The organism is Streptomyces spiroverticillatus (assembly GCA_014650415.1).
GTDB classification, from domain to species: Bacteria; Actinomycetota; Actinomycetes; order Streptomycetales; family Streptomycetaceae; genus Streptomyces; species Streptomyces spiroverticillatus.
The window spans coordinates 88391-113297 of record BMUX01000005.1 but is presented as its reverse complement, the minus strand read 5'-3'; the positions used below and the strand labels follow the sequence as shown (position 1 = coordinate 113297).

Genomic DNA, 24907 nt, shown 5'->3' with positions numbered 1-24907 from the left:
TTGCGTTCATGGGGGCGTCCGGCGGCGCTACGTTCATGGGGCGTCCGGCGACGTTGCGTTCATGGGGGCGTCCGGTGAACCGGTCACCGGGCGGCCGGGTCGCCCGGCGCGGTCCAGTCGAGCACCGGGGTCATGGAGCGCAGCGTCGCCCGCATCGGCGTCAGACGGGCGGCAGTGTCGCGCAGCAGCACCGCGGGCGGCCAGGACAGTTGGCCGATCGTGCCCAGCCGGGCGGAACGGCGCGTGACGGCCTGCGTCCTGGGGCGGCGCAGCAGGTCGTACGAGCGCAGGCCCGCCTCGATGTCGCCGGTCCCGTCGAGGCAGTGCGCCAGAGTGACCGCGTCCTCCAGCGCCTGGCACGCGCCCTGGCCCAGGTTGGGCGTCATCGCGTGGGCCGCGTCGCCGAGCAGCGCGACGCGGCCGTGCACGAAGGAGGGCAGCGGCGGCAGGTCGTACAGGTCGTGCCGGAGTACGGCGTCGGCGGGCACGGCGGCCAGCAGCGCGGGAATCGGATCGGGCCAGGACCCGAACCGGCGCAGGAGTTCGGCGTACGGGGACTTCGTGTCCGTACCGCCCTCCGGCACGGACGCCGTCCCGAAGCAGTACATCCGCCCGCCCGGCAGTGCCGTGAACCCGAACCGCTCCCCGCGCCCCCAGGTCACCGCCCCCTCGGCCGGCGGCTGTGCGAGCGGGGCGGTGATCGTGCGCCAGCCCGCGTAACCGGCGTACCGGGGGCCGGCCGCCGTCGGCCACAGGGTGCGGCGGACCGCGCTGCGCAGCCCGTCCGCGCCGACCACGAGGTCGGCCCGGGACTCGCCGCCACGGTGCTCGACCACCGGCCGGTGCTGCGGGTCGCGGACCGCCGAGACCTCCGCGTCCGGCCGCAGGCAGTCGGCGGGCAGCGCGTCGGCGAGCACCCGCAGCAGGTCGGCGCGGTGCAGCACCACCAGCGGGTGGCTGAAGCGGCGCGCCACCTCCGCGTTGTCCGTACGGGACAGCCAGCGGCCCCGCAGGTCGCGCATGCCGCCCGTGGTCTCGACGGCGCCGAGGGCCAGCACGGCGTCGGCCAGGCCGAGCGCCTTCAGGGCGTGCAGCGCGTTCGGCCACAGGGAGATCCCGGCGCCGATCTCGGTGAACTCCGGGGCGCGTTCCAGCACTTCGACGCGCCAGCCGCGGCGGTGCAGGGCGAGGGCGGTCGCGAGTCCGCCGATGCCGCCGCCGACGATGGTCGCAGCGCGCTGCGGCATGGGTCCTCGCTCTGTCCGGGATCAGTGGGGTTTGTGGGATCGCATAGCAACATGTCGACAGTTCTCTGTCAACGCGGGGTGCCTCCCTCACCCGGTGAGACGCCTGCACCCGGCGAGAGGCCTGGTCAGAGCGTGGCGTGCAGCACGCAGGTGTCGTCGTGCCGGGACTCCGGCCCGACCAGTGCGTCCAGTATGCGGGGATTGTCCACCTGGTCCGCCGCCGCGCGGGCGAGACGGGCGAGGCCCTCGTAGATGTCACGGCCCGGGATCTCGACCAGGCCGTCGGTGAAGAGCAACAGGTGGTCGCCGGGGAGCAGTTGGAGGGTGGCCTCCTCGTAGACGGGTTCCGTCATGGCGCCGAGCAGGATGCCCCGGGGGACCGGCAGGTAGCGCGGTTGGCCCGCGCGCAGCAGGAGGGGCGGCAGGTGCCCGGCCTGCACCCAGGAGAGCCGGGCGGTGGCGGGATCGTAACGACCCATGATCATCGTGGCGGTGCCGTAGTTCCGCCCGGAGGTGTGCAGGAGGAGGGTGTTGAGGCGGGTCAGGATCTCGGGCAGCGGTGTGCCGGTGACGGCCATGCCCTTGGCGGTGAAGCGCAGCTGGGCCATGGTGGCGACCGCGTCCAGCCCGTGCCCGGCGACATCGCCGACGACCAGCAGGGCGCTGCCGTCGGGGAGTTCGATGGCGCTGTACCAGTCGCCGCCCACGTTCAGCCCCTCCTGCAAGGGGTGGTACGCCACGTCCACCGTCAGCCCCGCCAGGCGCAGCGACTGCTGCGGCAGCGGCAGCAGGGCGTGTTGCAGGCGGGCGGCGAGGTCCTTCTCGGCGGCCAGCAGGCCGCGCTGCGCAGAGGCCGCCTGCTGGTGCTCCAGCACCTCCTGCGCGGCCCGGTGCATGCCGGTACGGTCCTGGAAGAAGCCGTGGACCTCCACCGGTGTGCCGTCCACGTCGAGTTCGGCCTCGGCGACGATGCGCACGTGTCGCACCTCGCCGTCGGGCCGGGTGATGCGGAAGGTGTGGTCGACGGGGCGGCCCCCGCCCAGCAGTTGCCGTACCGCGTCGCCCACCCCGGGGAGGTCCTCCGGGAGGACGTGCGCGGGGAGCTCCTCCAGGGTGATCGGGCCGAGCGCCCGGTCGCGGCCGAAGACCGCGAAGACCTCGTCCGACCAGGTGATCTTGTTGAGCACCAGGTCCCAGTCCGCCCAGCCCATCCCGGCCAGCCGCTGCATCACCGCGAGGCGGCGCTGCTCGCGCTCGCCGGTGTCCAGCCGTACCCAGGAGACGACCAGCCCGCCCCGGCAGGCCGCCGCACGCACCGCGAAGCGCGACCGGCGGGGGATTCCGGCGAGCACCTCCTCGTACTCGAAGGGCTCGCCCTCGTAACGGCCCCCGCTCTCCAGCACCGAGACGTACCCGTGCCACAGGTCGCTGCCGGCGACCGCCGGATACGTCTCCAGGATGCTGAGGCCGACCATCTCTTTGCCCCGGCGGGATCCGATGTCGACCGCATCGGGTGAAGCGGCCACGATCCGGAAGTCGACGATCTCACCGGCCGGCCCGTGCACCGGCATCAGGAAGGTGGCGGAGCCGGGCAGCCCGTCCAGGAGGTCCTGCACTGCGGGGACGGGCATGGGGAAGGTGTGGTCGGCGATGTGCACGGGCGGCCGGGACACGACGTAGCCGCTGGTGGAGAAGGTCCGATCGCCCTCCACGACAACGCAGTTGTCCCCGTTCGACGGAGCCGCTTTCGGCTCATCGCGGTCAGTCATGCCCTGAGCATGGCACGCCGCAACCCGAAGATTCAGCCCTCGCGGAGGACGTGCCGCAGATCGGGGTGCGGACGGCGTCCGATGACCGGTGAGGCGACGTCACATGGGGGTTCCGCTGGGCCTGTTGGGTGGGTTCGGGGCGATGACGGGCAACGTTTTCGGCGCCGCGGCCGACGAATTCCGCCCGAGGTCTTCCCCAAACAATGCGACATGTGAAATTTTACGCGTCACGTCACAGTGGCCCCGTGCGCTTCCGCACGCGGCCGAACCCCACCGCATTCCCGTGCATTCCACTGCACCCACCGGCCCGGAGGCCCCCACACATGCACTCCTTCCGCACAGCGACGTCCCGCGCCCGGCTCCGGCGAAGACTCCCCGCGCTCGGCGCGGCCGCCTTCCTCACGCTCGGACTGTTCGCCCCGCACGCCCAGGCGGCGCCCGCATCCCCCGGCGGCAGCCCGGCCCCGGCCGCCGCGCCGCGCGCGATACCCGTCCCCCTGTCGCCGCACGCCAAGGACGAGCGCGCCCGTCTGCGCATCTCCTCCCAGGACAAGGCCGAGGAGTCCGCCGCGCGGCCCGCCCCCGCCGCCAGGCCGAGCAAGCGGACCGCGGCCGCCTGCCCCGACCTCTCCGGCGTCATCAACGCCACCGGCGGCGCACTGGTCCAGCAGCTCAAAGCGCTGCCGCAGATCGACTGCACCTACCCGCTGTTCAACCTCACCGGGGACAACGCGCGCAAGGCCTTCCGCGAGCCCCAGATGGTCACCGTCGCCAACGCGCTGCGGGACGCCTCCACCTCGTACACCGGCAACAACAGTGCTTCCGTCGGGCAGTTGGTGATGTTCCTGCGCGCCGGGTACTACGTGCAGGACAACAACGCGAGCAGTGTCGGTGACTACGGCACCGCGCTCTCCGGTGCGGCGCAGGGTGCGCTGGACGCCTTCTTCGCCGCCCCGCGCAGCAAGGACGTCACCGACGCCAACGGCGAGATCCTCAACGAGGTCGTCACGCTGATCGACAGCACCCAGACCGCCGGCCGGTTCGCGGGCGTCGTCAAGTGGCTGCTCGGCACCTACGACGGCACCTGGCCCGGCCAGATGAACCTCGCCATGGAACACGTCGAGTGGGTCGTCGAGAACGGCTTCAAGGCCAAGAACGACTCCCGCGGCTGGCGCGCCGCCCTCAAGGCCGACCCGACGATCCTCAACACCTGGGCCGGGTTCGTCACCCGCAACGAGGCGCAGCTCAACCGGCTCGACGTCGTCAGCAACGTCGGCCGCTTCCTCGGCCACGCCCTGGAGGTGCCCGAACTCAAGGAACGCCTGCGTCCGTTGCTGAAGGACCTCATCAACCGCTACCCGAACGTCGGCCCCACCGCGCCGCTCACCATGAACCTGGGCTGGGCCACCCGCCAGTTCGACCGGGGCAACTGTGCGGCGTACGGCATCTGCGACCTCGGCGAGCGCGTCCTCCCGGCGGTCCTGCCGACCCAGCACACCTGCACCCCGGGCCTGAAGATCCGCGCCCAGGACATGTCGCCCGGCCAACTGGCCGCCACCTGCACCAGCCTGGTCAACCAGGACGCCTACTTCCACAAGATCATCGGCGACAAGGGCCCGATCCCCGGTGACGTGAACACCAACCTGGAGGTCGTCGTCTTCGACGACTACACCCAGTACTCGCTGTACGCCTGGGCCATCTACAACATCGACGTCGACAACGGCGGCATGTACGAGGAGGGCAACCCGGCGACCCCCGGCAACCAGGCCCGCTTCATCGCCCACGAGGCCCAGTGGCTGCGCCCCTCCTTCCAGATCTGGAACCTCAACCACGAGTACACCCACTACCTCGACGGCCGCTACAACATGCACGGCGACTTCGAGGCGGGCATGACCACGCCGACCATCTGGTGGGTCGAGGGCATCGCCGAGAACATCTCCTACGGCTACCGCAACGAGCGCAACGCCGCCGCCATCGCCGAGGCCGCCCGCAAGACGTACAAGCTGAGCGACCTCTTCGACACCGTGTACGGCGGCGAGGCCGACCCCGACGCCGACTCCAACCGTGTCTACCGCTGGGGCTTCCTCGCGGTCCGCTACATGCTCCAGGCGCACCCGGCCGACATCCAGACCGTCCTCACCAAGTACCGCACCGGTGACTGGAACGGGGCCCGCACCCACCTGAAGCAGACCATCGGCACCCGTTACGACGCCGACTTCGCCACCTGGCTCACCACCACCTGCGCCACCGCCGACTGCGGCCCGCTGCCGGAGGCGACCGGGCCCACCACGCCCACCACGCCGCTGTGCACCCTCAGCGACGCCCGCCAGTTCGACCAGAACTGCCGCCGCGAGAACCTCGCCGTCGCCACCGGCGGCCTGAGCTACCACTTCGTGAACCTGCCCGCCGGGGTCAAGCAGCTGACCCTCACCAGCACCGGCGGCACCGGAAACGCCGACCTCTACTACGGCGGCTCCTCCTGGGCCACCACGACCGCCTACCAGTCCAAGTCCACCAACACGGGCAACACCGAAACCCTGACCATCGACAACCCGCCGTCCGGCTGGGTCTACTTCACGCTGGCCGCGAAGGAGGGCTTCAGCGGGGTGACCCTCTCCACCCAGACCAAGTAACCGGGAGTTCGGGTGCCGGGGCCCGCGCCCGGGCACCCGAACTCCCCGGCGCTGCACGCCGCCTGGGCCCCTTGGGCGGGCCACCTCTTCCCTTTTCCCTCGCCCCTTGGGCGGCGGGGCCGCCCCGGCACCGGCCCCCACCCGCACCTCCAGTGCCGGACGCCCGCGACACCGGGGCCCGTGGGGCCGCCTCCCAGCACCGGGCAGCTTCAGCCCCGGCCCGCCGGGCCAAAGGGGCCCCAGCCCCGCCCCTTCCTCCCCCTCCGGAACCCCGCGCACCCGGGCGATCTCCGCGTTGACCTTGTTCCCGGGCAGCACCCCGCCGATCCCCGGCTTGGCCCCCTGCGACAGCTTCAGCGACACGCACTTCACCGCCGGGTGGGCGGCCTTCTCCCGGAACTGCTCGGCGTCGAAGCCCCCGTCCTTCGTACGACAGCCGAAATATCCGGTGCCGAGCTCCCAGACGATGTCGCCGCCCGGCCTCAGGTGGTACTCGGAGAGCCCGCCCTCGCCCGTGTCGTGGGCGAAACCGCCCCGCGCGACGCCCGTGTTGAGCGCCAGGATCGCGTTCGCGGACAGCGACCCGAAGCCCATCGCCGACACGTTCAGCAGCGCCATGTCGTACGGCTGCGTGCAGTGCGGCCCGCCGACCCGCACCCGGGGCGGGCTCTTCGCCTGGTCCACCGGGTGCATCGACGGCACCAGGAACTCGTCCGCGCGCCCGTGCATGTCCCGCTCGCTGCCGAACGGCTCCTCGGCGTCGACGCCCTTGGCCCGCTCGTACACGATGGACCGGGTGTCGCGGTCGAACGGCCGCCCGTCGAAGCTCCGCTCCACGAAGTACTGCTGGAGCTCGGGCCGGATTGCCTCCAGGAGGAAGCGGGCGTGCCCGATGACGGGGTAGTTGCGCAGCACCGAATGCCGCCGCTGCACGAAGTCGTACGTCCCGACCAGCGCGGCCAGTGCCAACGGCCCGGCGGCGCACCACCACCAGGCCGACACGCCGAAGGCCGCCGCCAGGCTGGCCGCCGCGAGGAGGACGAGGAGGCCCACGGCCCCGAAACGCTTCATGGCTGATCTGTTGACCGCGATGGCCGCTCCCATGTCCGCTGACCAGGTGGCGGTACCGCCTGGAGGGGCACCCGTCGGCGACGCGGACGAGGGTGGGGTGGGGCGGGGGGAGGGGGCCGGCGGCTCACGCGGCGGGGCCCGGGCGTGGTGGCTGCGCGGCCGGGGCCTCGTGCGGCGAGGGCGGCCGGGGTCTCGTGCGGCGAGTGCGTCGGCCCCGGCCGCGGTGCGGTTCCACACGGCCGCCGGGTGTCAGGGGCCCAGGAGCGCGGCCGGTCAGGTGTTCCGCCCGCCCTTCGTGATCGCCCCGGTCACGCCGGTCACGCCGTCGGCGCCGTGGCCAGCCTCCGCCCGCTCCAGCAAGCTCCCGAACAGGTCCGGGACCGAGGTGTCGAGCCCTCGAGCCCTGCTCGTGTCGGCCAGGTGTCCCATCGTCCCCAAGTGCACCGCTCGCTCATCAGCGATGGACGACACCAGTACGACATGCTCCACACCCGCCCGCCCGCCCGGCCCCGGAAACCGGTCGCGCCCTACGCTCACGGCATGACGATCGACTACGAGTGGCGGGGCGACGTCGACAACACCGCCCTCAACGCGCTGCACGCCGACGGCTTCGGCCACCCCGTCGCCGCGACCGACTGGCGGACCCGCCTCGAACGGCACAGCCTCGGCTGGGTGTGCGCCCGCGAGGACGCCCGTCTGGTCGGCTTCGTCAACGTGGCCTGGGACGGCGGCGTCCATGCCTTCCTCCTGGACACGGTCGTCGCCCGGGACCGGCGGTCGCAGGGCGTGGGCGCCGCACTGGTCGCGGCGGCGGCCGACGGGGCGCGCGCCGCGCGGTGCGAGTGGCTGCACGTCGACTTCGAGGAGCACTTGCGGGGGTTCTACCTGGACGGCTGCGGCTTCAAGGAGACGGCGGCCGGTCTCCTGGCCCTGAAGCAGAGCCCATAGAATGCCCGTTCTAGGGCAAGCGGCGATCCTGTCTTGCTTGTCTTGCCGCACACGCGCCAACGGGGACATCCATGCGTCGTTCAGCCCTTCTCATCAGCATCAGTGGCATCAGTGCCCTCGCCGTACTCGGCACCGCCTGCTCGTCCGGCTCCGGTACCGGTACGGACGGCAAGTCGCCCGCGTCAGGAGCACAGGCCCAGAAGACCTCCCCGGCGCAGACCCCGGCCCCGACCCCGACGACGCCCGCCGACCCCGCCGCCGCCGTGCGCGCCGCGGTCGACGCCGCCGGGAAGAGTTCGGCCCGTATCGACGAGAGCATTCAACTGGCCGGAGGCGGACAGGACTTCACGATCACCGTGAAGGGGGCCTTCGACATGAAGGCCGACAAGGGCACCCTCACGGCCGCACTGTCGCAGACCGGCGGCACCAAGCAGGTGCCCCTGGACGAGATCTTCTGCGACGGCACCGTTTACGCGCGGATGCCGAGCGAGGGCAAGGGTGACACCGCCTGGCGCGCTGTCGAGCGGGACAAGGCCGTGGCGCACTACCTCCTGCGCGCACCCCTCAACGACCCGGAACACGTCCTGCGCCAGGTGACCATGGCGCACGACGTCACCGAGGTGGGGGAGGAGAAGGTCAACGGTACCGCGACCGTCCACTACCGGGGCAAGCTCGACAGCCAGGCCCTGATGCTGCGCATGGCGCAGGACCGTCGCGCGCTGATGGAAGGTCCGCTGAAGCAGATGGGCGACGCACTCCCGGCGTTCGCCGACGTCTGGGTCGACAAGGACGGTCGTATCGTCCGCATCGTTCTCGCGTGCGACCTCGGCGCGGGGAAGGCGACCGCGACGATGAACCTGTCCGATCACGGCACGTCCGTGCCCCTGCCGCGCCTCCCCAAGAACGCCCGCTCGGTGCCCGCCACCTCCCTCGGCGGCCCGCTCGGGGGCTGACCGCCGCCCGTGACGTGCGTGCCGGTGCTCGTGACGTGCGCGCCGGTGCCCATGGCATGTGTACCGGTGCGGACCGCGTGCACCGGCAACGACCGCTCCGCCCGCAGCAGGATCGCCGCCCCGCTCAGGACCATCAGCGCGAGCACCGACCACAGGTGCCACGGCTGCGCGTCGAGCAGGAAGCCCAGCAGCATCGGCGCGACGGTGCGGCAGACCGACCAGGACAACTGGTACACGGACAGGTACCGGCCGCGCAGATGATCGGGCGCGGCCTGTACGGACAGCCCCTGCGCGGGCGCGGAGTGGATGAGTTCGCCCGCGGTGTAGAGGACCGCGACCGCGAGTACGGCGACGAGCGCTCCCGAGCCGCCGGTGAACCGGGGCAGGAGGGCGAACGCCCCGAAGGAGAGGGCGAAGACGGCCGCGCCCAGCGCTGCGGCGCGGGTGCGCCTGCCGCGCAGGGTCAGCCGGGACACGGGCACCCCGGCGACGGCGACCAGCACGGTGTTGAGGGCGAAGACGGCCCCGGCCAGGGCGTCGGGGAGCCCGACGTCGCGGGTGAGGAAGACCGGCAGGGCCATCGCCTGGGCGGTGTAGCCGAAGGCGATCAGGAAGTTGGCGGTGGTCGCGAGGAGGTAGGGCCGGTCGGCGAGCACCTGCCGGTACCCCTCGCGGGACCGTGAAGTCCGTTCCCCGGTGCGGGTGTTGGGGACCCGGGACACCAGGATCGCGGCGACGGCGAAGACCGCGGCCAGCGCCTCGGCCGCGGCGATGAACCCGGCCGTGCCGTTGAGCGCCAGCATGGCGGCGGCCGCCAGACTCCCGAACCCCATGCCGGCGTTGCGCAGACTCCGGTCCCACGCGAGCAGCCGGTCGCGCTCGGCACCCCGGGCGAGGTCGCCGATCAGCGCCTGCTGGCTGGGGGACGAGGCCCACATACCGACCGCCACCACCAGGGCGACGGCCAGGAAGGCGGGGTAGGAGTGCGCGAACGGGTACGCGGCGAACCCGAGCGCGCGCAGCGCGAGCACCCCGATGAGCACCCGCCGCCCGCCGAACCGGTCGATGAGAATCCCCGCCGCCGGCATGAACGCCAGCGCCCCGAGCCCGGCGACCGTCAGCCCGGTGCCGATCGCGGTCAGGGACAGCCCGGTGAGCGAGTGGACGAACAGCATGGTCAGCGGTACGTAGATACCGTCCCCGACGGAACTGACGAGGCTGGCGGCAATGACCCGCCGCCGCGTACCGGCACTGGCGGCGGCATCAGTACCGCCGGGTCTCACGGGTCCGTCCACACGTATATCTTCCATGGAAGATAAATATCATCCGCGGAAGATATAGTGAAGGGATGCAGGCCGATCCCCTCGCCGCCATCGTCGAACAGTGGAACCGCGAACGTCCCGACCTGGACGTCTCGCCCATGCTCGTCACGTCCCGTCTCTTCCGCCTCGCCGACGACCTCGACCGCCGACTGCGCCCGCCCTTCGCCGCCGCGGGCCTGGGCAACGGCGACTTCGACGTGCTCGCCGCACTCCGCCGCTCCGGCGACCCCTACACGCTCTCCGCCGGCGAACTCAGCCGTACGGTCCTGGTCACGACCGGTGCGATCAGCAAACGCGTCGACCGCCTGGAGGCCCGGGGCCTGGTCGTCCGTACCGTGGCCGAGTCCGACTCGCGCAGCCGCCGCATCACCCTCACCCCCGAGGGCCTCACCCTCACCGACGACCTCATCGCCACCCACCTCACCAACCAACGCCAACTCCTTGCCGCCCTCGACCCGGAGGACCGGGCTCAGCTCGCCACCCTCCTCGCCCGGCTCGCCACGAGCCTCCCGCCCGCCGACACAGGGGATCGCCGATGCGCAACGTGACCTATTCGATGAGCGCTTCCCTGGACGGCTACATCGTCGGCCCCGACGGCGGCTTCGACTGGACGACCCCCGACGAGGAGGTCTTCCGCTTCGCCACCGACGAAGTACGGGAACTGGGCGTGCATCTGATGGGCCGTCGGCTGTACGAGACGATGCTGTACTGGCAGACCGTCCACCAGAATCCCTCGCTCGACTTCTCGACCCGTGAGTTCGCCGCCGTCTGGAAGCCGCTTCCCAAGGTGGTGTTCTCCAGGTCCGCCCTCGCGACCGTGGAGGGCAACGCCCGCCAGGCGTCCGGCACTCTCGCCGAGGAGGTCGAACGCCTGCGGGCCGAACCGGGGGAGGGCAACATCGCGATCGGCGGCGCGACCCTGGCGGCCGAGGCCGCCGCGCTGGACCTGATCGACGAGTACCGGGTCAGGGTCTACCCGGTCCTGGTCGGCGGCGGCATCCCGTACTTCGCGCACCACGAGCGCCGCTCCGACCTCGAACTGGTCGACACCCGCACCTTCGCCTCACAGGTCGCCTACTACCGCTACCGCGTCGCCCGCTAGCTCTGGACCCTGCGCCCCGGATTCCGGACCCGGTGCTCCGGACCTCAGGCCCGGACCCCGAACCTTGGGCCCCCGCCCCCTGCGAAAGCGATCCGCCATGCCCCACACGCTCAACCTCTGGCGGCACGGGCTCGGCACCGTGCCCGACTCCGTCTGGCAGCGGACCGACCTGCGTGTCCTGATCCTGGCCGACAACGGCCTCACCGACCTCCCGCCCGCCGTCGCCGGACTGCGCCACCTCACCACCCTCGACCTCGGCCACAACGCACTCACCGAAGTGCCGGAAGAGATCGGCCTGTTGACCGACCTCACCGACTTCCTCTACCTGCACGACAACCGGATCGATGAACTCCCGGACACCCTGGGCCGGTTGACCCGACTCCGCTACCTCAACCTCGGCGAGAACACCCTCGCCCGCCTCCCGGACACCCTCGGTGACATGACCGGCCTCATCGAGCTGAGGGCCCAGCACAACGTGCTCACCGCCCTGCCCGACAGCATCGGCCGCCTCCACCACCTGCGCGAACTCTGGCTCCGGGGGAACCCCCTGGACCGACTCCCCGCATCGTTCGCCGCCCTGCGCGAACTGCGCCATCTGGACCTGCGCGGGAACTCCTTCACCGAAGTGCCGCCCGCCCTGACCGGCCTCCCCCTCCTGCGCCACATCGACCTGCGCAGCAACGGACTGACTCAACTCCCCTCCTGGCTAGCCGAGTTGCCTTCCCTGGAGAAGCTGGACCTGCGCTGGAACGAGATCGACCCCGACCTGCCGCTCCTCGCCACTCTGGAACGGCAGGGCTGCGTCGTCCTGGTCTGACGGCCGACCGCCCTCAGCGCCACCCGTACGCATAGCGAGGCAGCACCCGACCCGCCACCAGCGCCGCACCCAGCACCAGCACCACACCGGGAACCAGCGGATCCAGTACGTATCCCAGGCCCGGGTCCTGGAGCCCGATCGCCGCGGCGGCGGGCACCGCCGGCACGTGCGGTGCCCGCGCCCACGCCATCAGCGCGACCGACAGGGCGACCGCGATCGCCGCCGTGTACGTCGAAGGACCGGCCACGGCGGTGACCGCCAGCGCCGTCGCCACGGCCACCGGGTAGGCGACGAGGATCGCCCGGGGCCGGGCGAGCGGCGCTCCGGGGGCGAGTGCGAGGACCGCCGCCGTGGCCACGAACGGGATCGCGAACACATGCAGTCCGGCCGCACCCTGCGCCACGGCCAGCACCAGCACCAGCCCCAGGGCCACCGCCCCTGTCGTCAGCGCACCCAGTGCGTCACTGACGCGGCTGTTGGGGGCCGCGCTCGCCCCGCTCATCGGTTCCGCCGCAGGAAGTCCCGTACCAGAGAGGCGATTTCGGCCCCGTGCGTCTCCAGCGCGAAGTGCCCCGCGTCCAGCAGGTGGATCTCCGCGTCCGGCAGGTCCCGGGCGAACGCCTTCGCACCCTCGGGGCCGAAGATCTCGTCGCCCGCGCCCCAGGCGACGAGCGTCGGCGGGCGGTGCGTACGGAAGTACTCCTGGAAGCGCGGGTACTGCTCCAGGTTGAACTGGTAGTCCCAGAAGAGCTGGAGCTGGATCTCCTTGTTGCCGGGCCGGTCGAGCCCCGCCTGGTCGAGCAGCCACGCCTCGGGCGCGATCCGCTCCAGCCGGTCGGCGGGCACCCCGTGCTCGTACTGCCAGCGGGTGGCCTCGACGGTCAGGAGTTTCCGTACGTCGTCCTCGTGCGCGGCACGGTCGGCGGCGTGCCGGAAGAGCAGGTCCCAGAAGGGCGTGAAGCCCTCCTGGTACGCGTTCCCGCTCTGGGTGATCAGTGCGGTGACGCGTTCCGGCCGGTCGGCGGCGATCCGCAGTCCGACGGGCGCGCCGTAGTCCTGGACGTAGAGGGCGAAGCGGTCCACCCCGATCCGGTCCAGCAGCCCGAGTGTCACCTCGCTCAACTTCTCGAAGCTGTACGGGAATCGGTCGACCGGCGGCGTTGCCGAGCGGCCGAATCCGACGTGGTCGGGGGCGATCAGCCAGAACTCGTCGGCGAGTTCGGCCAGCAGCCGCCGGTACATGTGCGAGCTGGACGGGAAGCCGTGCAGCAGCACGAGCGCCGGCCGGGACGGGTCGCCCGCCTCCCGGTAGAAGACCTCGACGCCGTCGACGTCGACGGTCCGGTACCGCACAGCGGGTGTGGCGGATGCAGCAGGCGTAGCAGACGTAGCAGACACAACTGTCCCCTGACATTGGGTGGTTGCGGTGGAGAACGATCGTTCTCCCGCTGTCGGCTAAGATAGGAGAACGATGGTTCTCAATGCAAGGGGTGATCGGGAAATGGACACGGAGGCCGCCGAGATCCGCGTCCTGGACGCGGCCGCGACGCTGTTCAACGAACGCGGGGTGCAAGCCGTCGGCATGGACGCCATCCGCACCGCATCAGGCGTTTCGCTCAAGCGGCTCTACCAGGCCTACCCCTCCAAGTCGGACCTGCTGGAGGCAGTGCTGCGCCGCCGCGACGAGGTGGTGAACGCGGGCGTGGAGCGGTACGTCGCGGGCGGCGCCGACCCGCGCGCGAGAGTGCTGGCCGTCTTCGACTTCCTGGCCGACTGGTTCGCCGAACCTGCCTTCCGGGGCTGCGTCTTCATCAACACCTACGGCGAGATGGGCGGCATCTCGGAGAACGTGGCCGCCGTCGCCCGGGGCCACAAACTCGGCCTCCGCACCCGCCTGGCCGAACTCCTCGCGGAGACGGACCTGCCGCCCGCCGCCGGGGAGGCGCTCGCCGCCCAGCTCGCCCTGCTGGCCAACGGGGCGATGGCCACGGCCGCCATCACGGGCGCGCGGGACACCGCCCAGCAGGCGAAGGCGGCGGCGGGGCTGCTGCTGGACGCGGCGGGGGTGTGATCCCGGGCGGAGGCGTCAGTGCGGGGTGATCCCCGCGCGGGGCGTCAGTGCCTGGTGATCCCTGCGCGGCGGCGTCAGCGCAGGTCGTCGGGGTGCGGGCTGCCCGTCGCGTACGGGTTCGGCTCGTCGTCACCCAGTACGCCGACGAACGGCTCGCCCTCGCCCGCGAAGGTGTACGCGCCGCCCTCGATCCGGGCGATCAGGTCGCGGGTCCACTGGGCGCCGCTGTCGGCCAGGTGCATCCACATGTTCATGATCTCGCCGATGTGCCCGAGCTGCCCCGGCCCGCCCTCCGGCACGTAGTGCTCGGTGACGCCCGAGCGCCACTGCTCCAGCCCCTCGACCCGCTGCTTGAGCAGGGCCACGGCCTCGTCGCGCGGCAGGTCGACGATGAACCCGAGTCCGGCCGAGAGCACGTCGGTCTTCTGGTCGTGCGAGGTCAGCGACTCGCGCAGCAGCCGGAAGTACTCCTCGTTGCCCGCGTTCGTGATCTCGTACTCCACGCGCGGCGGACCGCCCACCGTGCTCGGCGCGACCTCGTGCGCGACGAGGAGTCCCTGCTTGTCCATCTGCTTGAGCGCGTGGTAGATCGACCCCGGCTTGGCGTTGGACCACTCGTGGGCGCCCCAGTACTCCAGGTCGTTGCGTACCTGGTAGCCGTGGGCCCGCCCGTGCATGCGGACCGCTCCGAGGACCAGCAGCCGGATCACCGACATGAGCACCCTTCCCGATGAACGTGATGAACGTGATGAACGTGATGAACGTGATGAACGTGACCGATCTGATCAACGTTGGCTAGATCGTAGCGTCGGACACGAGAGCCGCCCGTACGCCCCAGCCGCGCCTCCACGAATCGTGTCGTCACCTCCGCCCCCGCACGGGTGCCCGCCTTGCAGCAGGGGAGGGGCCGCGCCGCCCGGATCGTCCGCCCCGCTCGAGCCGGTGCACCACCGGCTCGAGCCCAGGAGCCCTGGTCAGGCACCCGTGAACAAGTCCCCGTACTGCTTGCGGAGTTCGGCCTTCTGGACCTTGCCCATGACGTTGCGCGGGAGTTCGTCGACGACCCGTACCGCCCTCGGGTGCTTGAAGCGGGCCAGGTCGTCCGCGATCGAGGCCAGGAGTTCCGACTCCTCCGGCTTCCCGCCCGCTGCCGGGACGACGACCGCCACCACCGTCTCGCCGAAGTCGGGGTGGGGTACGCCGATCACGGCGGACTCCAGCACCGTGGGGTGTGCGTCGAGCAGGGTCTCGATCTCCTTGGGGTAGATGTTGTAGCCCCCGGAGATGACCAGGTCCTTGCCCCGGCCGACGATGCACAGGTGGCTGTCCTCGTCGATGCGGCCGAGGTCGCCCGTGATGAAGAAGCCGTCGGGGCGGAATTCGGCGGCGGTCTTCTCGGGCATCTGCCAGTAGCCGGTGAAGACGTTGGGGCCGTGTACTTCGATGCTGCCGATCTCCCCGTCGGGCAGGGGCTTGCCGGTCTCGGGGTCCACCACGCGTACCGCGACACCCGGCAGCGGCTTGCCGACCGTGCCGGGCTTGCGCGGGCCCCCGTACGGGTTGGTGGTGTTCATGCCGGTCTCGGTCATCCCGTAACGCTCCAGGATGGCGTGTCCGGTACGGGCCTCGAAGGCCTCGTGGTCGCTCGCGAGGAGCGGTGCCGAGCCGGAGACGAAGAGGCGCATCGCGGCGCAGGCCTCCGTCGTGAGGCGGTCGCTTCGCAGCAGCCGGGTGTAGAAGGTGGGGACGCCCATCAGGACCGTGGCCCGGGGCAGCAGGTCGAGGATCGTCTCCGTGTCGAACTTGGGCAGGTAGTACATGGAGGCGCCGGCCGCCATGACCATGTTCGCGGCGACGAAGAGTCCGTGGACGTGGAAGATGGGGAGGGCGTGGATCAACCGGTCGTTCTCCGTGAACTGCCAAGTGGACAGCAGGGCCTGGCAGTTGGAGGAGAGGTTGCCGTGCGTGAGGACCGCGCCCTTGGAGCGGCCGGTGGTGCCGGAGGTGTAGAGGATTGCCGCCGGGGTGTCGGCGGATGCCTCGTGCGCCTCGTCGCAGGAGGCGTCGGAGTCCAGGAGTGTGCCGTCGCCGTCCGTGCCGAGGGTCTCGATCGTCAGGTCGTTCGTCAGATCGCCCGTGTACTCGGCCCTGCGCTCCGGTGAGCAGACCAGCACCCGGGGGCGGGCGTCGCCGAGGAAGTAGTCCATCTCCGCGCCCGTGTACGCCGTGTTGAGCGGCAGGAACACGCCCCCGACCTGCAACGTCGCCAGATACAGCGCGATGGCCTCCGGGGACTTCTCCACCTGTGCGGCGACCCGGTCGCCCGATACGACCCCGTCGGCGACGAGCCGTGCGGCGATGCGGTGCACGGTCCGCGCGGTCTCGGCGTAGCTGATCCCCCGGCCGTCGGGCAGCTCGAAGAGGGCTTTGGCCGGGTGGCGTTCTGCCTGTGCGGCGAACGCTTGGTAGAGGGTGGTGAAGGGGGGCATGGGGGTGGTTCCTTTCAGGTGGCGTTCGTGGGCGAGGTGAGTGCGTTCCGCAGGGGGCCGTCGAGCGCGACCGTTCCGCGTCGTACGAAGTCCTCGTGGCGGTGCTCCAACTGGGCCGGATCGTAGAGGTAGTTGATCATCGCGCCGTAGGACTGCCGCCAGGCCTCGGCGGAGTCGTTCGCGGGCCAGTCGAGCTGCCAGGCGGCGGCGCCGTTGCCGAGGTGGAAGCGGGCGACGGGGTCGAGGGGGCGTCCGTCGGCGCGGCGTTCGGCGGCGATGTAGCGGGTGAGGACGGGGAGGAGGCGGGGGCGCACTTCGTCCGGGTCCGTACGTGCATCCAAATTCCTTGCCAGCAAGGCCAGTTGGGGGTCCGTCTCGGCCTGTTCGGTGAGCCAGTGGCGGAAGCCGGGGATCGGGGAGAGTGTGACGAAGCGGGTCAGGTGGGGGAGTTGTTCGCCGACCTGCTCGATGACCTGCTTGATGAGCAGGCTGCCGAAGGAGATCCCGGCCAGCCCGTCCATGGCGTTGTTGATGGAGTAGAGGGCCGCGGTGTCCGCCTCCGCCGGGTCGAGGGCCGGTCCGGGGGCCAGCAGCGGGGTGATGCGGTCGGGGAGGCCTCGTACGAGCGCGACTTCGACGAAGATCAGCGGCACCTCCCCCGTGGCCGGGTGGAAGAAGGCGTAGATGCGGCGGTCCTCGGGCTCCAGGCGGCGGCGCAGCTCGTCCTCGTCGGCCATCGGGTGGACCCGTTCGCCGCGCATGAGGTGGTGGCGCAGCTCGGGCGGCGCGTCCCGGGTGACCTCCGCCATGTGCAGGAATCCGCGGTTGAACCAGGAGGTGAGCAGGTGGTGGAGGTCGTGGTCGAGGGGCCGCAGCGCCGGGTCCTCGCGCATCAGGCGGCGTACGTCCGCACGCATTCCGACCAGGGCGAGCGTGGCGTCCGGCGCGTGGTTCATCCGGCGCAGCAACTGCTGGCGGGGCGGCTCGACCGCGTCGAAGAGGCGGACGAGCTCCGCCTCGCCCCGGGAGCCGGTGCGCCGGGCCTCCTCCCAGCGGTGGTAGGCGGCGCGGACCTGGTCGGCGTCGGCGTCGTAGGTCCGGGTGACGTGGGTGAAGAAGGCCCGTTTGCCTGCGTCGTCGAGCTGGGCGTACGCGGCGAGGGCCCGGGTCGCGACGGCGCGCAGGGAGGGTTCGCCGACGTCGCTCATCAGGACCTCGCAGGCGGCGAGCACCTGCTCCAGGGGAGAGTCCTCGGCGGCGGCCCGCCGGTCACCGCGCCGCTGCCCGAGGACTTCGAACAGATCGGTCAGCAGCCAGTCCTCGGACCGGTCGGGGCGGCGTCCGTCCTGGTGCCGGTCCGAGGGTCCGTCCTGGTGCTGGTCGTCGTGCCGGTCCTCGTGCCGTTCCAATGTCCTGCGCCTTTCCCTTGTCTGTCCGCGCCGGGGGCGGTACGGGTCTCCGTACCGCCCCCGGTCCTTCGTCACGCCGCGACGGCTTCCTTGCGGGTGGTCGCCCGTTCGGCCCCGGCCGTCCGCCGCCGCACCACGAGCTGCGCGACCACCGTGACCACCAGGTTCGGCGCCAGGGCGATCAGGCCCGCGTCCCAGGTGCCGATGTCCGTTCCGCCGAAGGTGAGCCAGGCCAGGACCGCGACGCCGGTGACGATGCCGAGCAGCGCCGGAATCGTACCCAGCAGGTTCTTCTTCGCCAGTGCGGCGAGGGTGGCCGGGGCGAGCTGGGAGAGGCCGCCGTACGTGAGCAGCAGCAGGTTGCCGAGCAGGTCGGGGCGGGTCAGGCCGAGGACGAGTGCGAGCGCCGCCGCGACGACCACGCACACATGGTTGGCGCGCAGCCGGGAGCGTTCGGTGCGGGCGGGGAGCAGGTTGCGCGAGACGAGGGTGGAGATGCCCATGACGATGGCGGCGGACGGCACCATCGCGGCCGAGGCGGCGGCGACCGCGACCACGGCGACCAGCCAGTCCGGCATGGTGTGCCCGGCGAGCGTGAGCAGGATCTCCTGCGAGCCGCTGTCGGGGCTCAGCAGCAGGATGCCCGCGAAGCCGACCAGGACCGGGACGGCCAGGGCCACCTGGTACATCGGCAGCCAGACGTAGTTGCGGCGCAGGGCCTGCGGGCTGCGGGCGGAGAGGACCGGCGGCCACAGGTGCGCCATGGTGGCCAGGCCGCCGCCGATGCCGCTGATCACGGTGGCGGTGACGAAGAAGGTGGTGTCGTACTCCCCGTGGAAGCCGAGCAGGGTGGGGTGCTGGTCCTGGACGTCGTGGAAGAGCTGTCCGACGCCGCCGTCGAAGGAGAGCGGCACGGCGATCAGCAGCGCGAGCAGGGCCACCACCATCAGTACGTCCTTGAGGTACGCGGCGCGGGCGAGGCCCCGGATGCCGGACCACAGGACGAACGCGACGGTGAGCCCGGTCGCCAGCACCATGCTCAGGGTGCCGCCCGCCTTGCTGCCGGTGGCGAGCTGGACGATCAGGCCGAGGCCGGTGATCTGGAGTTGCAGGTAGGGGAGGAGGAAGACCGCACCGACGACGGCGACGACCTTGCCGAGCAGCGGGCTGTTGAAGCGGTCGGCGAAGAAGTCGGCCTGGGTGATGTACCCGCGGTCGCGGCCGAGCCGCCAGATCCGGGGGCCGGTCAGGTACTGGAGGACGATGCTGATGGCGAGGTACGCGAGGGCGTAGCAGGCGGCGACACCGCCGCCGAAGGCCAGACCGGCGAGCCCGAGGAAGCTGAAGGTGGTGAAGGACTCGCCGGCCTGGAGGAACCAGGTGGCGACGGAGGAGAAGCCGCGTTTGCCGACCGTCCAGTCGCCGAGGTCCTTCGACTTCGCGCGGCGGCCGGTCATCCCGACGACGGCGATGGAGACGATGCCCAGCAGGGTGATCACCATGACGGTGTTCATCGGGGGACCTCCGGGGTGGGCGTGGCGGACTCTTCGGGTTCGCCGTGGTGGGCGAGGTGCTCGACCAGGGCGAGGGCGGCGCTGGTTCCGGCGGTCCACAGCACGCACCAGACGAGGACCGAGGGCAGGCCCAGCCACAGGTGGGGCCCGCTGACGAAGGGCAGGAACGGCGTGGCCAGGAAGGCCAGTACGGGCACGGCCGCCCACAGTGAGTGACGTGCCGGACGAGAAGTGTGCGGACTCATGAGCAAGGAACTCCCGGGACAGGAGGCGGGGTCGTCGTCAGGCGAACAGGAGGCGGGTGCGTCGTCAGGCGACAGGAAGGCCGGGCCTGCGCAGCCCGTGGCCGGTGGCCGCCTCGTACGCAGCGCCGACCTCCAGCAGCGTGCGCTCGGCGCGCGGTGCGCCGACGATCTGCATGCCGACGGGCAGCCCCTCGGGTGTGAACCCGGCGGGCACGCTGAGCGCCGGAGCACCCAGCACCGAGACGAAGTACGCGGAACGCATCCAGTCCAGATACGTGTGCTGGGCCTGCCCCGCGATGACCTGGGGGTACTCCAACTCGGCGTCGAACGGGGCGACTTGACTGACCGGGGCCAGCAGCACGTCGTACCGGGAGAAGAAGTCCACCGCCGCAAGGTGCAGGCGGCTGTGCGCGGCGGTGGCGCGGGCGAGGTCGGGGCCGGTGAGGCGGCGGCCCTCCTCGACGTTCCAGACGATGCTCGCCTTGAGGGCGTCGCGCGACGCGTCGAGCGTGTCGCCGAGGCCGAGCGCGAACTCGTGGGCGCGCAGGGTGCGGAACACGTCCTCGGCGGCGTCCAGTTCGGGGCAGGCCTCCTCGATGCGGCAGCCCAGCTCCTCGAAGACCCTGAGCTGCGGCGCGAGGACCGCCAGGACCTCGGGGTCGACCGGCACCCGGCCGCCCAGGTCCGGCGCCCAGGCGACGCGCAGCCCGGTGAGGTCGCGCTCGCGTACCGTACGGAACGCCGAACCGGGCTCCTCCAGGCTGATCGGGGAGCGTGGATCGGGGCCCGCCATCACCGACAGCAGCAGGGCCGTGTCGGCGACCGTGCGCCCCATGGGCCCGGCCACGGCCAGGGTGTCCCAGAGGTTGGAGCCGGTCTCCGTCGGCACCCGCCCGGGGGTGGGGCGCAGCCCGACGACGTTGCAGAAGGACGCGGGGTTGCGCAGCGAGCCGCCCATGTCGCTGCCGTCCGCGAGGGGCTGGAGCCCGGCGGCGAGGGCGGCCGCCGCACCGCCGCTGCTGCCGCCGGCCGAGCGAGTGGGGTCGTACGGGTTGCGGGTGGTGCCGAAGACCGGGTTGTACGTGTGCGAACCGGCCGCGAACTCCGGGACGTTGGTCTTGCCGATACGGATCGCACCGGCGGCCCGGATCCGCTCGACCAGCAGCTCGTCGTGGTCGGGCACGTCGGTGGCGTGCAGCGGCGAGCCGTGGGTGGTGCGCATGCCCCGGGTCAGGTGGGTGTCCTTGAACGCGATCGGCAGCCCGTGCAGCGGCCCGGCCTCCCCGCCGCGCGCCAGGTGCTCGTCGGCGGCAGCGGCGGCGGCCAGGGCGCCCTCGGGGTCGAGGGTTACCACGGCGTTGATCGCGGGGTTCACCCGGTCGATCCGGTCCAGGTGGGCCCGGACGACCTCGCGGGCGGACAGCTCGCGGCGGCGGATGCGGGCGGCCAGATCGGTGGCGTCGGAGTGGCAGAGGTCGTCGTCGGTCATAACCGTCCTTGTGCGGGGTCGGGGTGGCCCCATCCTGCGACCGACTGACGAAAACAGTCAATGGATTGGCGATGGTGAATTTTCTGGCCACTGTGCTCGTGGCTGTGCCGATTGCGGACTCCCTGCGGCCGGGGGTCCGGGAACGCCGAAAAACCGGGCGGCGGCCGATGCACGGCCGCCGCCCGGTTGGCTTCTCCTCCGGTGCGTCAGTCCTCTACGTCAGTCCTTCGCCGCGCCCCGGGCGGCCAGCAGCTCCCGCAGCAGCGGAGTCGGCATCGCGCTGCGCTTGAAGGCCTCGACCACGAGGTGCGACTGCACCGCCTCGACCCGGCTCACCCAGGGGGCCGTGGTGAGGTACTCGTACAACGCCTCCCGCGACGGGTGCGTGACGTCGACCAGCAGCTGGTGCTCACCCATCACCACCGCCGCGTACCGCACCAGCGGCGACTTCGCCAACAGGCGCCCCACCGCCTCCACTTCGTCGGGACGCGTCCTGATCCACAGCATCGCCTCGACCGGCAGCCCGAGCAGCGCGGGCTCCACCGACGCCCGGATGTTCACCATCCCCGAACGCGACAGCGCCTCCACCCGCCGACGGGCCGTCGCCTCCGACACGCCCGCGACCGCCGCCAACTCCTCGTGCGTGCGGCGCCCGTCGACCGCGAGGGCCCGCAGGATCGCCCGCTCCTCGGGGCCGATCTCGACGTCCGGAACCCCCACGCCCTCGGCCGCCGACGGGAACCGGTCCAGTGCCGCCGTCTCGTCCGCGCCCAGGATTCCCGGCCGCCAGTCGTGCACCGTACGGAAGTAGCGCAGTACGGGCGACACCTGACTCGATACGAGGCCGGGGACGCCCGGCACCTCCTCCAGCATGAACCGCGACAACTGCTCCGGCGGGCACTGCACCTCGGCCACGCAGTCCACCGGCCCGGCCAGCGCGTAACCGAACACCGTGTCCTCCCGCCGGGCCACCGCCACCGCCGCCTCGCGCACGGACTCGGGACGACACGACAGTCGTACGATCACGGTCTCCCCGCGCGGCACCAGACCCGCGACCGTCACCTGCCCGCTGCCCAGCAGCTGTGTGCCGCGCCGGGCCACCGTCCGCTCCGGCTCGTCGAGGGCCTGGGCGATCCGCCGCCAGGAAGCCCGCCCGTCCACCTGCAACGCGGCGACGATACGGCGGTCCAGGTCATCGAGGCTTCCACCCAGCGCATTCACGCCAGCCACCCTAACCCCGGCCTTTCCGGTGCTCCGGGGGCTGCCGACGTCGCCGGTTCCCGGCCGCTTCGGGTGGTGATCCAACACCCGTTCCCTGTCGGGCAGTTGCGCGATAGATTCACCACACCTTCACCACGTGCCACCATCTTCGGGAGGAAACCCATGAAGCCCATGAAGCCCATGAAGAACATCGCCGCCGCCACCGTCGTCGCCGCCCTGGCGGCCGCCGGTATCGCCCTCGCGGTCAGCCCCTCCGCGAGCGACGCCTCCACCGCGAGCGACCGGGAGACGGGAACGGTGAAGCCGACGGTCCAGGCGACCGCCGGTGACAAGAAGGTCGAGGTCATCAAGGCCTGAGGACGGCCGGGCGGGCTGGGGCCGTCCTGAGCCGCAGCCCGCGCTCCGCCGCACGGAGCCGCCGGAGGCCCTCCGGCCCCCTCCGGCCCCCTCCGGCCCCCTCCGGCCCCCGCCTGCCGCCGCCGCTCCGCGGGCCACGAGAATGAGCGGCATGAACGCACCCAGCGCAGTGGTCGACCGGCAGCTTGCCGCCTACAACTCCCACGACATCGACGCCTTCACCGCCACCTACGCCGAGGAAGTGGTGATCCATCGCCGCGACGGCAGCGAGCTGAGGGGGCGCCAGGAACTGCGGGAGGCGTACACCGCCGTCTTCGCCGAGGGGCGCTGCCGGGCGGAGATCTCCGGGCGGCTCACCGAGGGCGACTGGGTCGTCGACCACGAGATCGCCCACGGCCTGCGCGACGAGCCGGTCCGCGTGCTGGTGGTCTACCGGGTGCGCGAAGGGCTGATCGACCGCGTCGAGTTCCACGGCTGAGGACGGCCGAGGACGGCTGAGTACGGTCGAGGACGGGCTGAGCGGGCCGGGGTGATCCTCCGGATTGGGCCCTGCGGGCTCCGGTTGCCGGTGGGGCACGAGTGGGTGAGCTTTTGAGGGGTACTGGGAGCCGCGCAAGGGCGTTCACCAGCCTCAGCGGCCACACCCGACTCGCAGGAGGAAGCATGACTCACCCCGAGCAGGACCCGACCCAGACGGAAGGCCCGGCCGACGGCGGAGCGGCAGGTACCCCCGGCGTCCATGACGGCGGTGCCGACGGTGGCGCGGAGGGTCCGGCGGACGGCGGGGCAGCCGGTACCCCGGGCGTGCACGACGGCGGTGCGGACGGGGGTGCCGAAGGCCCGGCCGACGGCGGAGCGGCAGGCACCCCCGGCGTCCATGACGGCGGTGCCGACGGCGGTGCGGAGGGTCCGGCCGACGGTGGCGCGGCAGGCACCCCGGGCGTCCATGACGGCGGTGCCGATGGCGGTGCCGAGGGTCCGGCCGACGGTGGTGCGGCCGGGACGCCCGGCGTGCACGACGGCGGTGCGGACGGCGGCGCACATTGAGTGTCGGCTCCCTCGACCTCCAGGACACCGCCGCCGACCACGGCCGCGGTGTCCTGGAGTCGCGTCTCACCCGCCTCGGCCGGGAGGAATTCGCCCGTGACGTCTGGGCCCGCACCCCGCTCCTGACCCGCGCGGCGAGCGACTTCTCCGACCTGTTCTCGCCCGGCGCCGTGGACGAGCTGATCGCCCGGCGCGGACTGCGGACGCCCTTCCTGCGCGTCGCCAAGAACGGCACCACACTCCCGGAGGCGTCCTTCACGAGTTCCGGAGGCGTCGGGGCCACCATCACCGACCAGCTCGACGACACCGCCCTGTGGCGGGCCTTCGCCGACGGCGCCACCCTCGTCCTCCAGGCCCTGCAACGCACCTGGCAGCCCCTCACCGACTTCACCTCCGCCCTCAGCACCGACCTCGGCCACCCGGTCCAGGCCAACGCCTACGTCACCCCGCCCCAGAACCGCGGCTTCGACGCCCACTACGACGTCCACGACGTCTTCGTGCTCCAGATCGCCGGCACCAAGCGCTGGGTCATTCACGCACCCGTCCACCCGGACCCCCTCCGCGACCAGCCCTGGACCGACCACCGGGCCGCCGTCGCCGAAGCGGCGAAGGGCGAACCGGTCATCGACACCCTGCTGGAGCCCGGCGACGTCCTCTACCTCCCCCGGGGCTGGCTGCACGCGGCCGAGGCCCAGGGCGAGGTCTCCGTCCACCTCACCCTCGGCGTGCACAACTGGACCCGCCACGCCCTGGCCGAGCAGCTCGTCCAGTCCGCGCTGGCGCTGCTGCGCGACGACCCCGCCATGCGCGCCTCGCTGCCGCTGGGCGTGGACGCCCCGGACGACGACCTCGCATTCGTACGGGAGCGGCTTGCGGCGGCGCTCACCGCGAGCGACCCCGTCCCGCGCTTCCACCGCGCCCGCAGGGCCCAGGGCCGCCCTGAGCCGATGGGACCGCTGGCCCAGCTGGCGGCCCTCGAAGGGGTCACCGCCGACACTCCGGTACGACTGCGGGAGGCGCTGGCGGCACGGCTGGAGGGCAGCCGGCTCAGCACCCGGGTCGGCTGGCTGGACCTCGCCGAGGCGGAGGCGGAGCAGGTGCGGCGGCTGCTCGACGGCGGGGAGCACACCACCGGCGATCTCGGGCAGGACCTGGTCGTACGACTGCTGCGTGCGGGCGTCGTGGTACCTGCCACGGGGTGAA

General features: G+C 71.9%; 24 protein-coding genes and 1 pseudogene. 11 read left to right on the top strand and 14 right to left on the bottom strand.

Going from position 1 to position 24907, the window contains the following annotated elements; translation table 11 throughout:
• Positions 1-83 precede the first annotated feature (83 nt).
• Positions 84-1247, bottom strand: a complete 1164-nt coding sequence (locus IE269_RS15000; RefSeq protein ID WP_189823447.1) for an FAD-dependent monooxygenase — start codon at positions 1245-1247, stop codon at positions 84-86.
• Between the two features lie 125 nt (positions 1248-1372).
• Positions 1373-3016: a PP2C family protein-serine/threonine phosphatase gene (locus IE269_RS14995; protein ID WP_229897704.1), complete on the bottom strand. Its 1644-nt coding sequence runs from the start codon at positions 3014-3016 to the stop codon at positions 1373-1375.
• Between the two features lie 323 nt (positions 3017-3339).
• Here IE269_RS14995 and IE269_RS14990 point away from each other — a divergent pair, with 323 nt between their 5' ends.
• Positions 3340-5649 carry a M9 family metallopeptidase gene (locus tag IE269_RS14990; protein WP_229897702.1) on the top strand — a complete coding sequence of 770 codons (2310 nt, stop codon included), beginning with the start codon at positions 3340-3342 and terminating at the stop codon, positions 5647-5649.
• 255 nt (positions 5650-5904) lie between these two features.
• Here IE269_RS14990 and IE269_RS14985 read toward each other — a convergent pair.
• A pseudogene (locus IE269_RS14985) lies at positions 5905-6720 on the bottom strand (glutamate synthase-related protein); the annotation flags it as partial.
• A 273-nt stretch (positions 6721-6993) separates the two neighbouring features.
• Positions 6994-7257 (bottom strand): imine reductase family protein, encoded by a 264-nt coding sequence (locus IE269_RS14980; protein WP_189823445.1) that lies wholly within the window; start codon positions 7255-7257, stop codon positions 6994-6996.
• Between the two features lie 3 nt (positions 7258-7260).
• Here IE269_RS14980 and IE269_RS14975 point away from each other — a divergent pair, with 3 nt between their 5' ends.
• Together IE269_RS14975 and IE269_RS14970 are read left to right on the top strand one after the other, a co-directional pair.
• Positions 7261-7668 carry a GNAT family N-acetyltransferase gene (locus IE269_RS14975; protein ID WP_189823444.1) on the top strand — a complete coding sequence of 136 codons (408 nt, stop codon included), beginning with the start codon at positions 7261-7263 and terminating at the stop codon, positions 7666-7668.
• A 71-nt stretch (positions 7669-7739) separates the two neighbouring features.
• Complete coding sequence (locus tag IE269_RS14970) at positions 7740-8621, top strand: SCO4651 family lipoprotein (RefSeq protein ID WP_189823443.1); 882 nt, start codon at positions 7740-7742, stop codon at positions 8619-8621.
• Here IE269_RS14970 and IE269_RS14965 read toward each other — a convergent pair.
• Positions 8534-9931, bottom strand: coding sequence for an MFS transporter (locus IE269_RS14965; RefSeq protein WP_189823442.1), 1398 nt, complete (start codon positions 9929-9931; stop codon positions 8534-8536). The two genes, IE269_RS14970 and IE269_RS14965, sit on opposite strands and share 88 nt — an antisense overlap.
• A gap of 38 nt (positions 9932-9969) precedes the next feature.
• Here IE269_RS14965 and IE269_RS14960 point away from each other — a divergent pair, with 38 nt between their 5' ends.
• From IE269_RS14960 to IE269_RS14950, 3 genes are all read left to right on the top strand, one after another.
• Complete coding sequence (locus tag IE269_RS14960; RefSeq protein WP_189823441.1) at positions 9970-10491, top strand: MarR family winged helix-turn-helix transcriptional regulator; 522 nt, start codon at positions 9970-9972, stop codon at positions 10489-10491.
• The gene (locus tag IE269_RS14955) at positions 10479-11045 is read left to right on the top strand and encodes a dihydrofolate reductase family protein (RefSeq protein ID WP_189823440.1); all 567 of its coding nucleotides are present in this window, start codon (positions 10479-10481) and stop codon (positions 11043-11045) included. The genes IE269_RS14960 and IE269_RS14955 overlap by 13 nt, the downstream gene beginning before the upstream one ends.
• Before the next feature lie 97 nt (positions 11046-11142).
• On the top strand, positions 11143-11862 hold the full coding sequence (locus tag IE269_RS14950) for a leucine-rich repeat domain-containing protein (RefSeq protein ID WP_189823439.1): 720 nt from the start codon (positions 11143-11145) through the stop codon (positions 11860-11862).
• A 13-nt stretch (positions 11863-11875) separates the two neighbouring features.
• Here IE269_RS14950 and IE269_RS14945 read toward each other — a convergent pair whose 3' ends face one another.
• A complete protein-coding gene (locus IE269_RS14945; RefSeq protein WP_189823438.1) occupies positions 11876-12364 on the bottom strand; it encodes an HPP family protein in 489 nt (162 codons plus the stop codon).
• Positions 12361-13215, bottom strand: coding sequence for an alpha/beta fold hydrolase (locus tag IE269_RS14940; RefSeq protein WP_229897700.1), 855 nt, complete (start codon positions 13213-13215; stop codon positions 12361-12363). The genes IE269_RS14945 and IE269_RS14940 overlap by 4 nt, the downstream gene beginning before the upstream one ends.
• A 148-nt stretch (positions 13216-13363) precedes the next feature.
• Between IE269_RS14940 and IE269_RS14935 the strand changes: the two genes are divergently transcribed.
• On the top strand, positions 13364-13933 hold the full coding sequence (locus IE269_RS14935) for a TetR/AcrR family transcriptional regulator (RefSeq protein ID WP_189823436.1): 570 nt from the start codon (positions 13364-13366) through the stop codon (positions 13931-13933).
• A 74-nt stretch (positions 13934-14007) separates the two neighbouring features.
• Here the strand turns inward: IE269_RS14935 and IE269_RS14930 are convergent, their stop codons facing one another.
• The 7 genes from IE269_RS14930 to IE269_RS14900 form a co-directional block, all read right to left on the bottom strand.
• Positions 14008-14649: a PadR family transcriptional regulator gene (locus tag IE269_RS14930; RefSeq protein WP_189823435.1), complete on the bottom strand. Its 642-nt coding sequence runs from the start codon at positions 14647-14649 to the stop codon at positions 14008-14010.
• A 258-nt stretch (positions 14650-14907) separates the two neighbouring features.
• Positions 14908-16422 (bottom strand): malonate--CoA ligase, encoded by a 1515-nt coding sequence (locus tag IE269_RS14925; RefSeq protein ID WP_189823434.1) that lies wholly within the window; start codon positions 16420-16422, stop codon positions 14908-14910.
• Between the two features lie 14 nt (positions 16423-16436).
• Entirely contained in the window at positions 16437-17831 is a 1395-nt protein-coding gene (locus IE269_RS14920) for a malonyl-CoA decarboxylase domain-containing protein (RefSeq protein WP_229897698.1), read from the bottom strand.
• A gap of 71 nt (positions 17832-17902) precedes the next feature.
• Positions 17903-19345, bottom strand: coding sequence for an SLC5/6 family protein (locus IE269_RS14915; RefSeq protein WP_189823433.1), 1443 nt, complete (start codon positions 19343-19345; stop codon positions 17903-17905).
• The gene (locus IE269_RS14910) at positions 19342-19590 is read right to left on the bottom strand and encodes a hypothetical protein (RefSeq protein WP_189823432.1); all 249 of its coding nucleotides are present in this window, start codon (positions 19588-19590) and stop codon (positions 19342-19344) included. Before IE269_RS14910 ends, IE269_RS14915 begins: the two co-directional genes overlap by 4 nt.
• Positions 19591-19654: 64 nt before the next feature.
• On the bottom strand, positions 19655-21079 hold the full coding sequence (locus IE269_RS14905; RefSeq protein WP_189823431.1) for an amidase: 1425 nt from the start codon (positions 21077-21079) through the stop codon (positions 19655-19657).
• 219 nt (positions 21080-21298) lie between these two features.
• The gene (locus IE269_RS14900; protein ID WP_229897696.1) at positions 21299-22300 is read right to left on the bottom strand and encodes an Lrp/AsnC family transcriptional regulator; all 1002 of its coding nucleotides are present in this window, start codon (positions 22298-22300) and stop codon (positions 21299-21301) included.
• A gap of 162 nt (positions 22301-22462) precedes the next feature.
• On the opposite strand from IE269_RS14900, the gene IE269_RS14895 reads away from it, so the two are divergent.
• From IE269_RS14895 to IE269_RS14880, 4 genes are all read left to right on the top strand, one after another.
• Positions 22463-22657: a hypothetical protein gene (locus tag IE269_RS14895; RefSeq protein ID WP_189823430.1), complete on the top strand. Its 195-nt coding sequence runs from the start codon at positions 22463-22465 to the stop codon at positions 22655-22657.
• A gap of 151 nt (positions 22658-22808) precedes the next feature.
• Positions 22809-23135, top strand: coding sequence for a nuclear transport factor 2 family protein (locus IE269_RS14890; RefSeq protein WP_189823429.1), 327 nt, complete (start codon positions 22809-22811; stop codon positions 23133-23135).
• A 185-nt stretch (positions 23136-23320) separates the two neighbouring features.
• On the top strand, positions 23321-23704 hold the full coding sequence (locus IE269_RS14885; RefSeq protein WP_189823428.1) for a BatC protein: 384 nt from the start codon (positions 23321-23323) through the stop codon (positions 23702-23704).
• Positions 23701-24906, top strand: a complete 1206-nt coding sequence (locus IE269_RS14880) for a cupin domain-containing protein (protein WP_189823427.1) — start codon at positions 23701-23703, stop codon at positions 24904-24906. The genes IE269_RS14885 and IE269_RS14880 overlap by 4 nt, the downstream gene beginning before the upstream one ends.
• Position 24907 lies beyond the last annotated feature (1 nt).

Excerpts from the sequence above, each read along its gene's own strand:
- IE269_RS15000 (WP_189823447.1), bottom strand. The coding sequence starts at position 1,247 with ATGCCGCAGCGCGCTGCGACCATCGTCGGCGGCGGCATCGGCGGACTC.
- IE269_RS14995 (WP_229897704.1), bottom strand. The coding sequence starts at position 3,016 with ATGACTGACCGCGATGAGCCGAAAGCGGCTCCGTCGAACGGGGACAAC.
- IE269_RS14990 (WP_229897702.1), top strand. The coding sequence starts at position 3,340 with ATGCACTCCTTCCGCACAGCGACGTCCCGCGCCCGGCTCCGGCGAAGA.
- IE269_RS14975 (WP_189823444.1), top strand. The coding sequence starts at position 7,261 with ATGACGATCGACTACGAGTGGCGGGGCGACGTCGACAACACCGCCCTC.
- IE269_RS14970 (WP_189823443.1), top strand. The coding sequence starts at position 7,740 with ATGCGTCGTTCAGCCCTTCTCATCAGCATCAGTGGCATCAGTGCCCTC.
- IE269_RS14965 (WP_189823442.1), bottom strand. The coding sequence starts at position 9,931 with ATGGAAGATATACGTGTGGACGGACCCGTGAGACCCGGCGGTACTGAT.
- IE269_RS14960 (WP_189823441.1), top strand. The coding sequence starts at position 9,970 with ATGCAGGCCGATCCCCTCGCCGCCATCGTCGAACAGTGGAACCGCGAA.
- IE269_RS14955 (WP_189823440.1), top strand. The coding sequence starts at position 10,479 with ATGCGCAACGTGACCTATTCGATGAGCGCTTCCCTGGACGGCTACATC.
- IE269_RS14950 (WP_189823439.1), top strand. The coding sequence starts at position 11,143 with ATGCCCCACACGCTCAACCTCTGGCGGCACGGGCTCGGCACCGTGCCC.
- IE269_RS14945 (WP_189823438.1), bottom strand. The coding sequence starts at position 12,364 with ATGAGCGGGGCGAGCGCGGCCCCCAACAGCCGCGTCAGTGACGCACTG.
- IE269_RS14935 (WP_189823436.1), top strand. The coding sequence starts at position 13,364 with ATGGACACGGAGGCCGCCGAGATCCGCGTCCTGGACGCGGCCGCGACG.
- IE269_RS14930 (WP_189823435.1), bottom strand. The coding sequence starts at position 14,649 with ATGTCGGTGATCCGGCTGCTGGTCCTCGGAGCGGTCCGCATGCACGGG.
- IE269_RS14925 (WP_189823434.1), bottom strand. The coding sequence starts at position 16,422 with ATGCCCCCCTTCACCACCCTCTACCAAGCGTTCGCCGCACAGGCAGAA.
- IE269_RS14915 (WP_189823433.1), bottom strand. The coding sequence starts at position 19,345 with ATGAACACCGTCATGGTGATCACCCTGCTGGGCATCGTCTCCATCGCC.
- IE269_RS14910 (WP_189823432.1), bottom strand. The coding sequence starts at position 19,590 with ATGAGTCCGCACACTTCTCGTCCGGCACGTCACTCACTGTGGGCGGCC.
- IE269_RS14905 (WP_189823431.1), bottom strand. The coding sequence starts at position 21,079 with ATGACCGACGACGACCTCTGCCACTCCGACGCCACCGATCTGGCCGCC.
- IE269_RS14895 (WP_189823430.1), top strand. The coding sequence starts at position 22,463 with ATGAAGCCCATGAAGCCCATGAAGAACATCGCCGCCGCCACCGTCGTC.
- IE269_RS14890 (WP_189823429.1), top strand. The coding sequence starts at position 22,809 with ATGAACGCACCCAGCGCAGTGGTCGACCGGCAGCTTGCCGCCTACAAC.
- IE269_RS14885 (WP_189823428.1), top strand. The coding sequence starts at position 23,321 with ATGACTCACCCCGAGCAGGACCCGACCCAGACGGAAGGCCCGGCCGAC.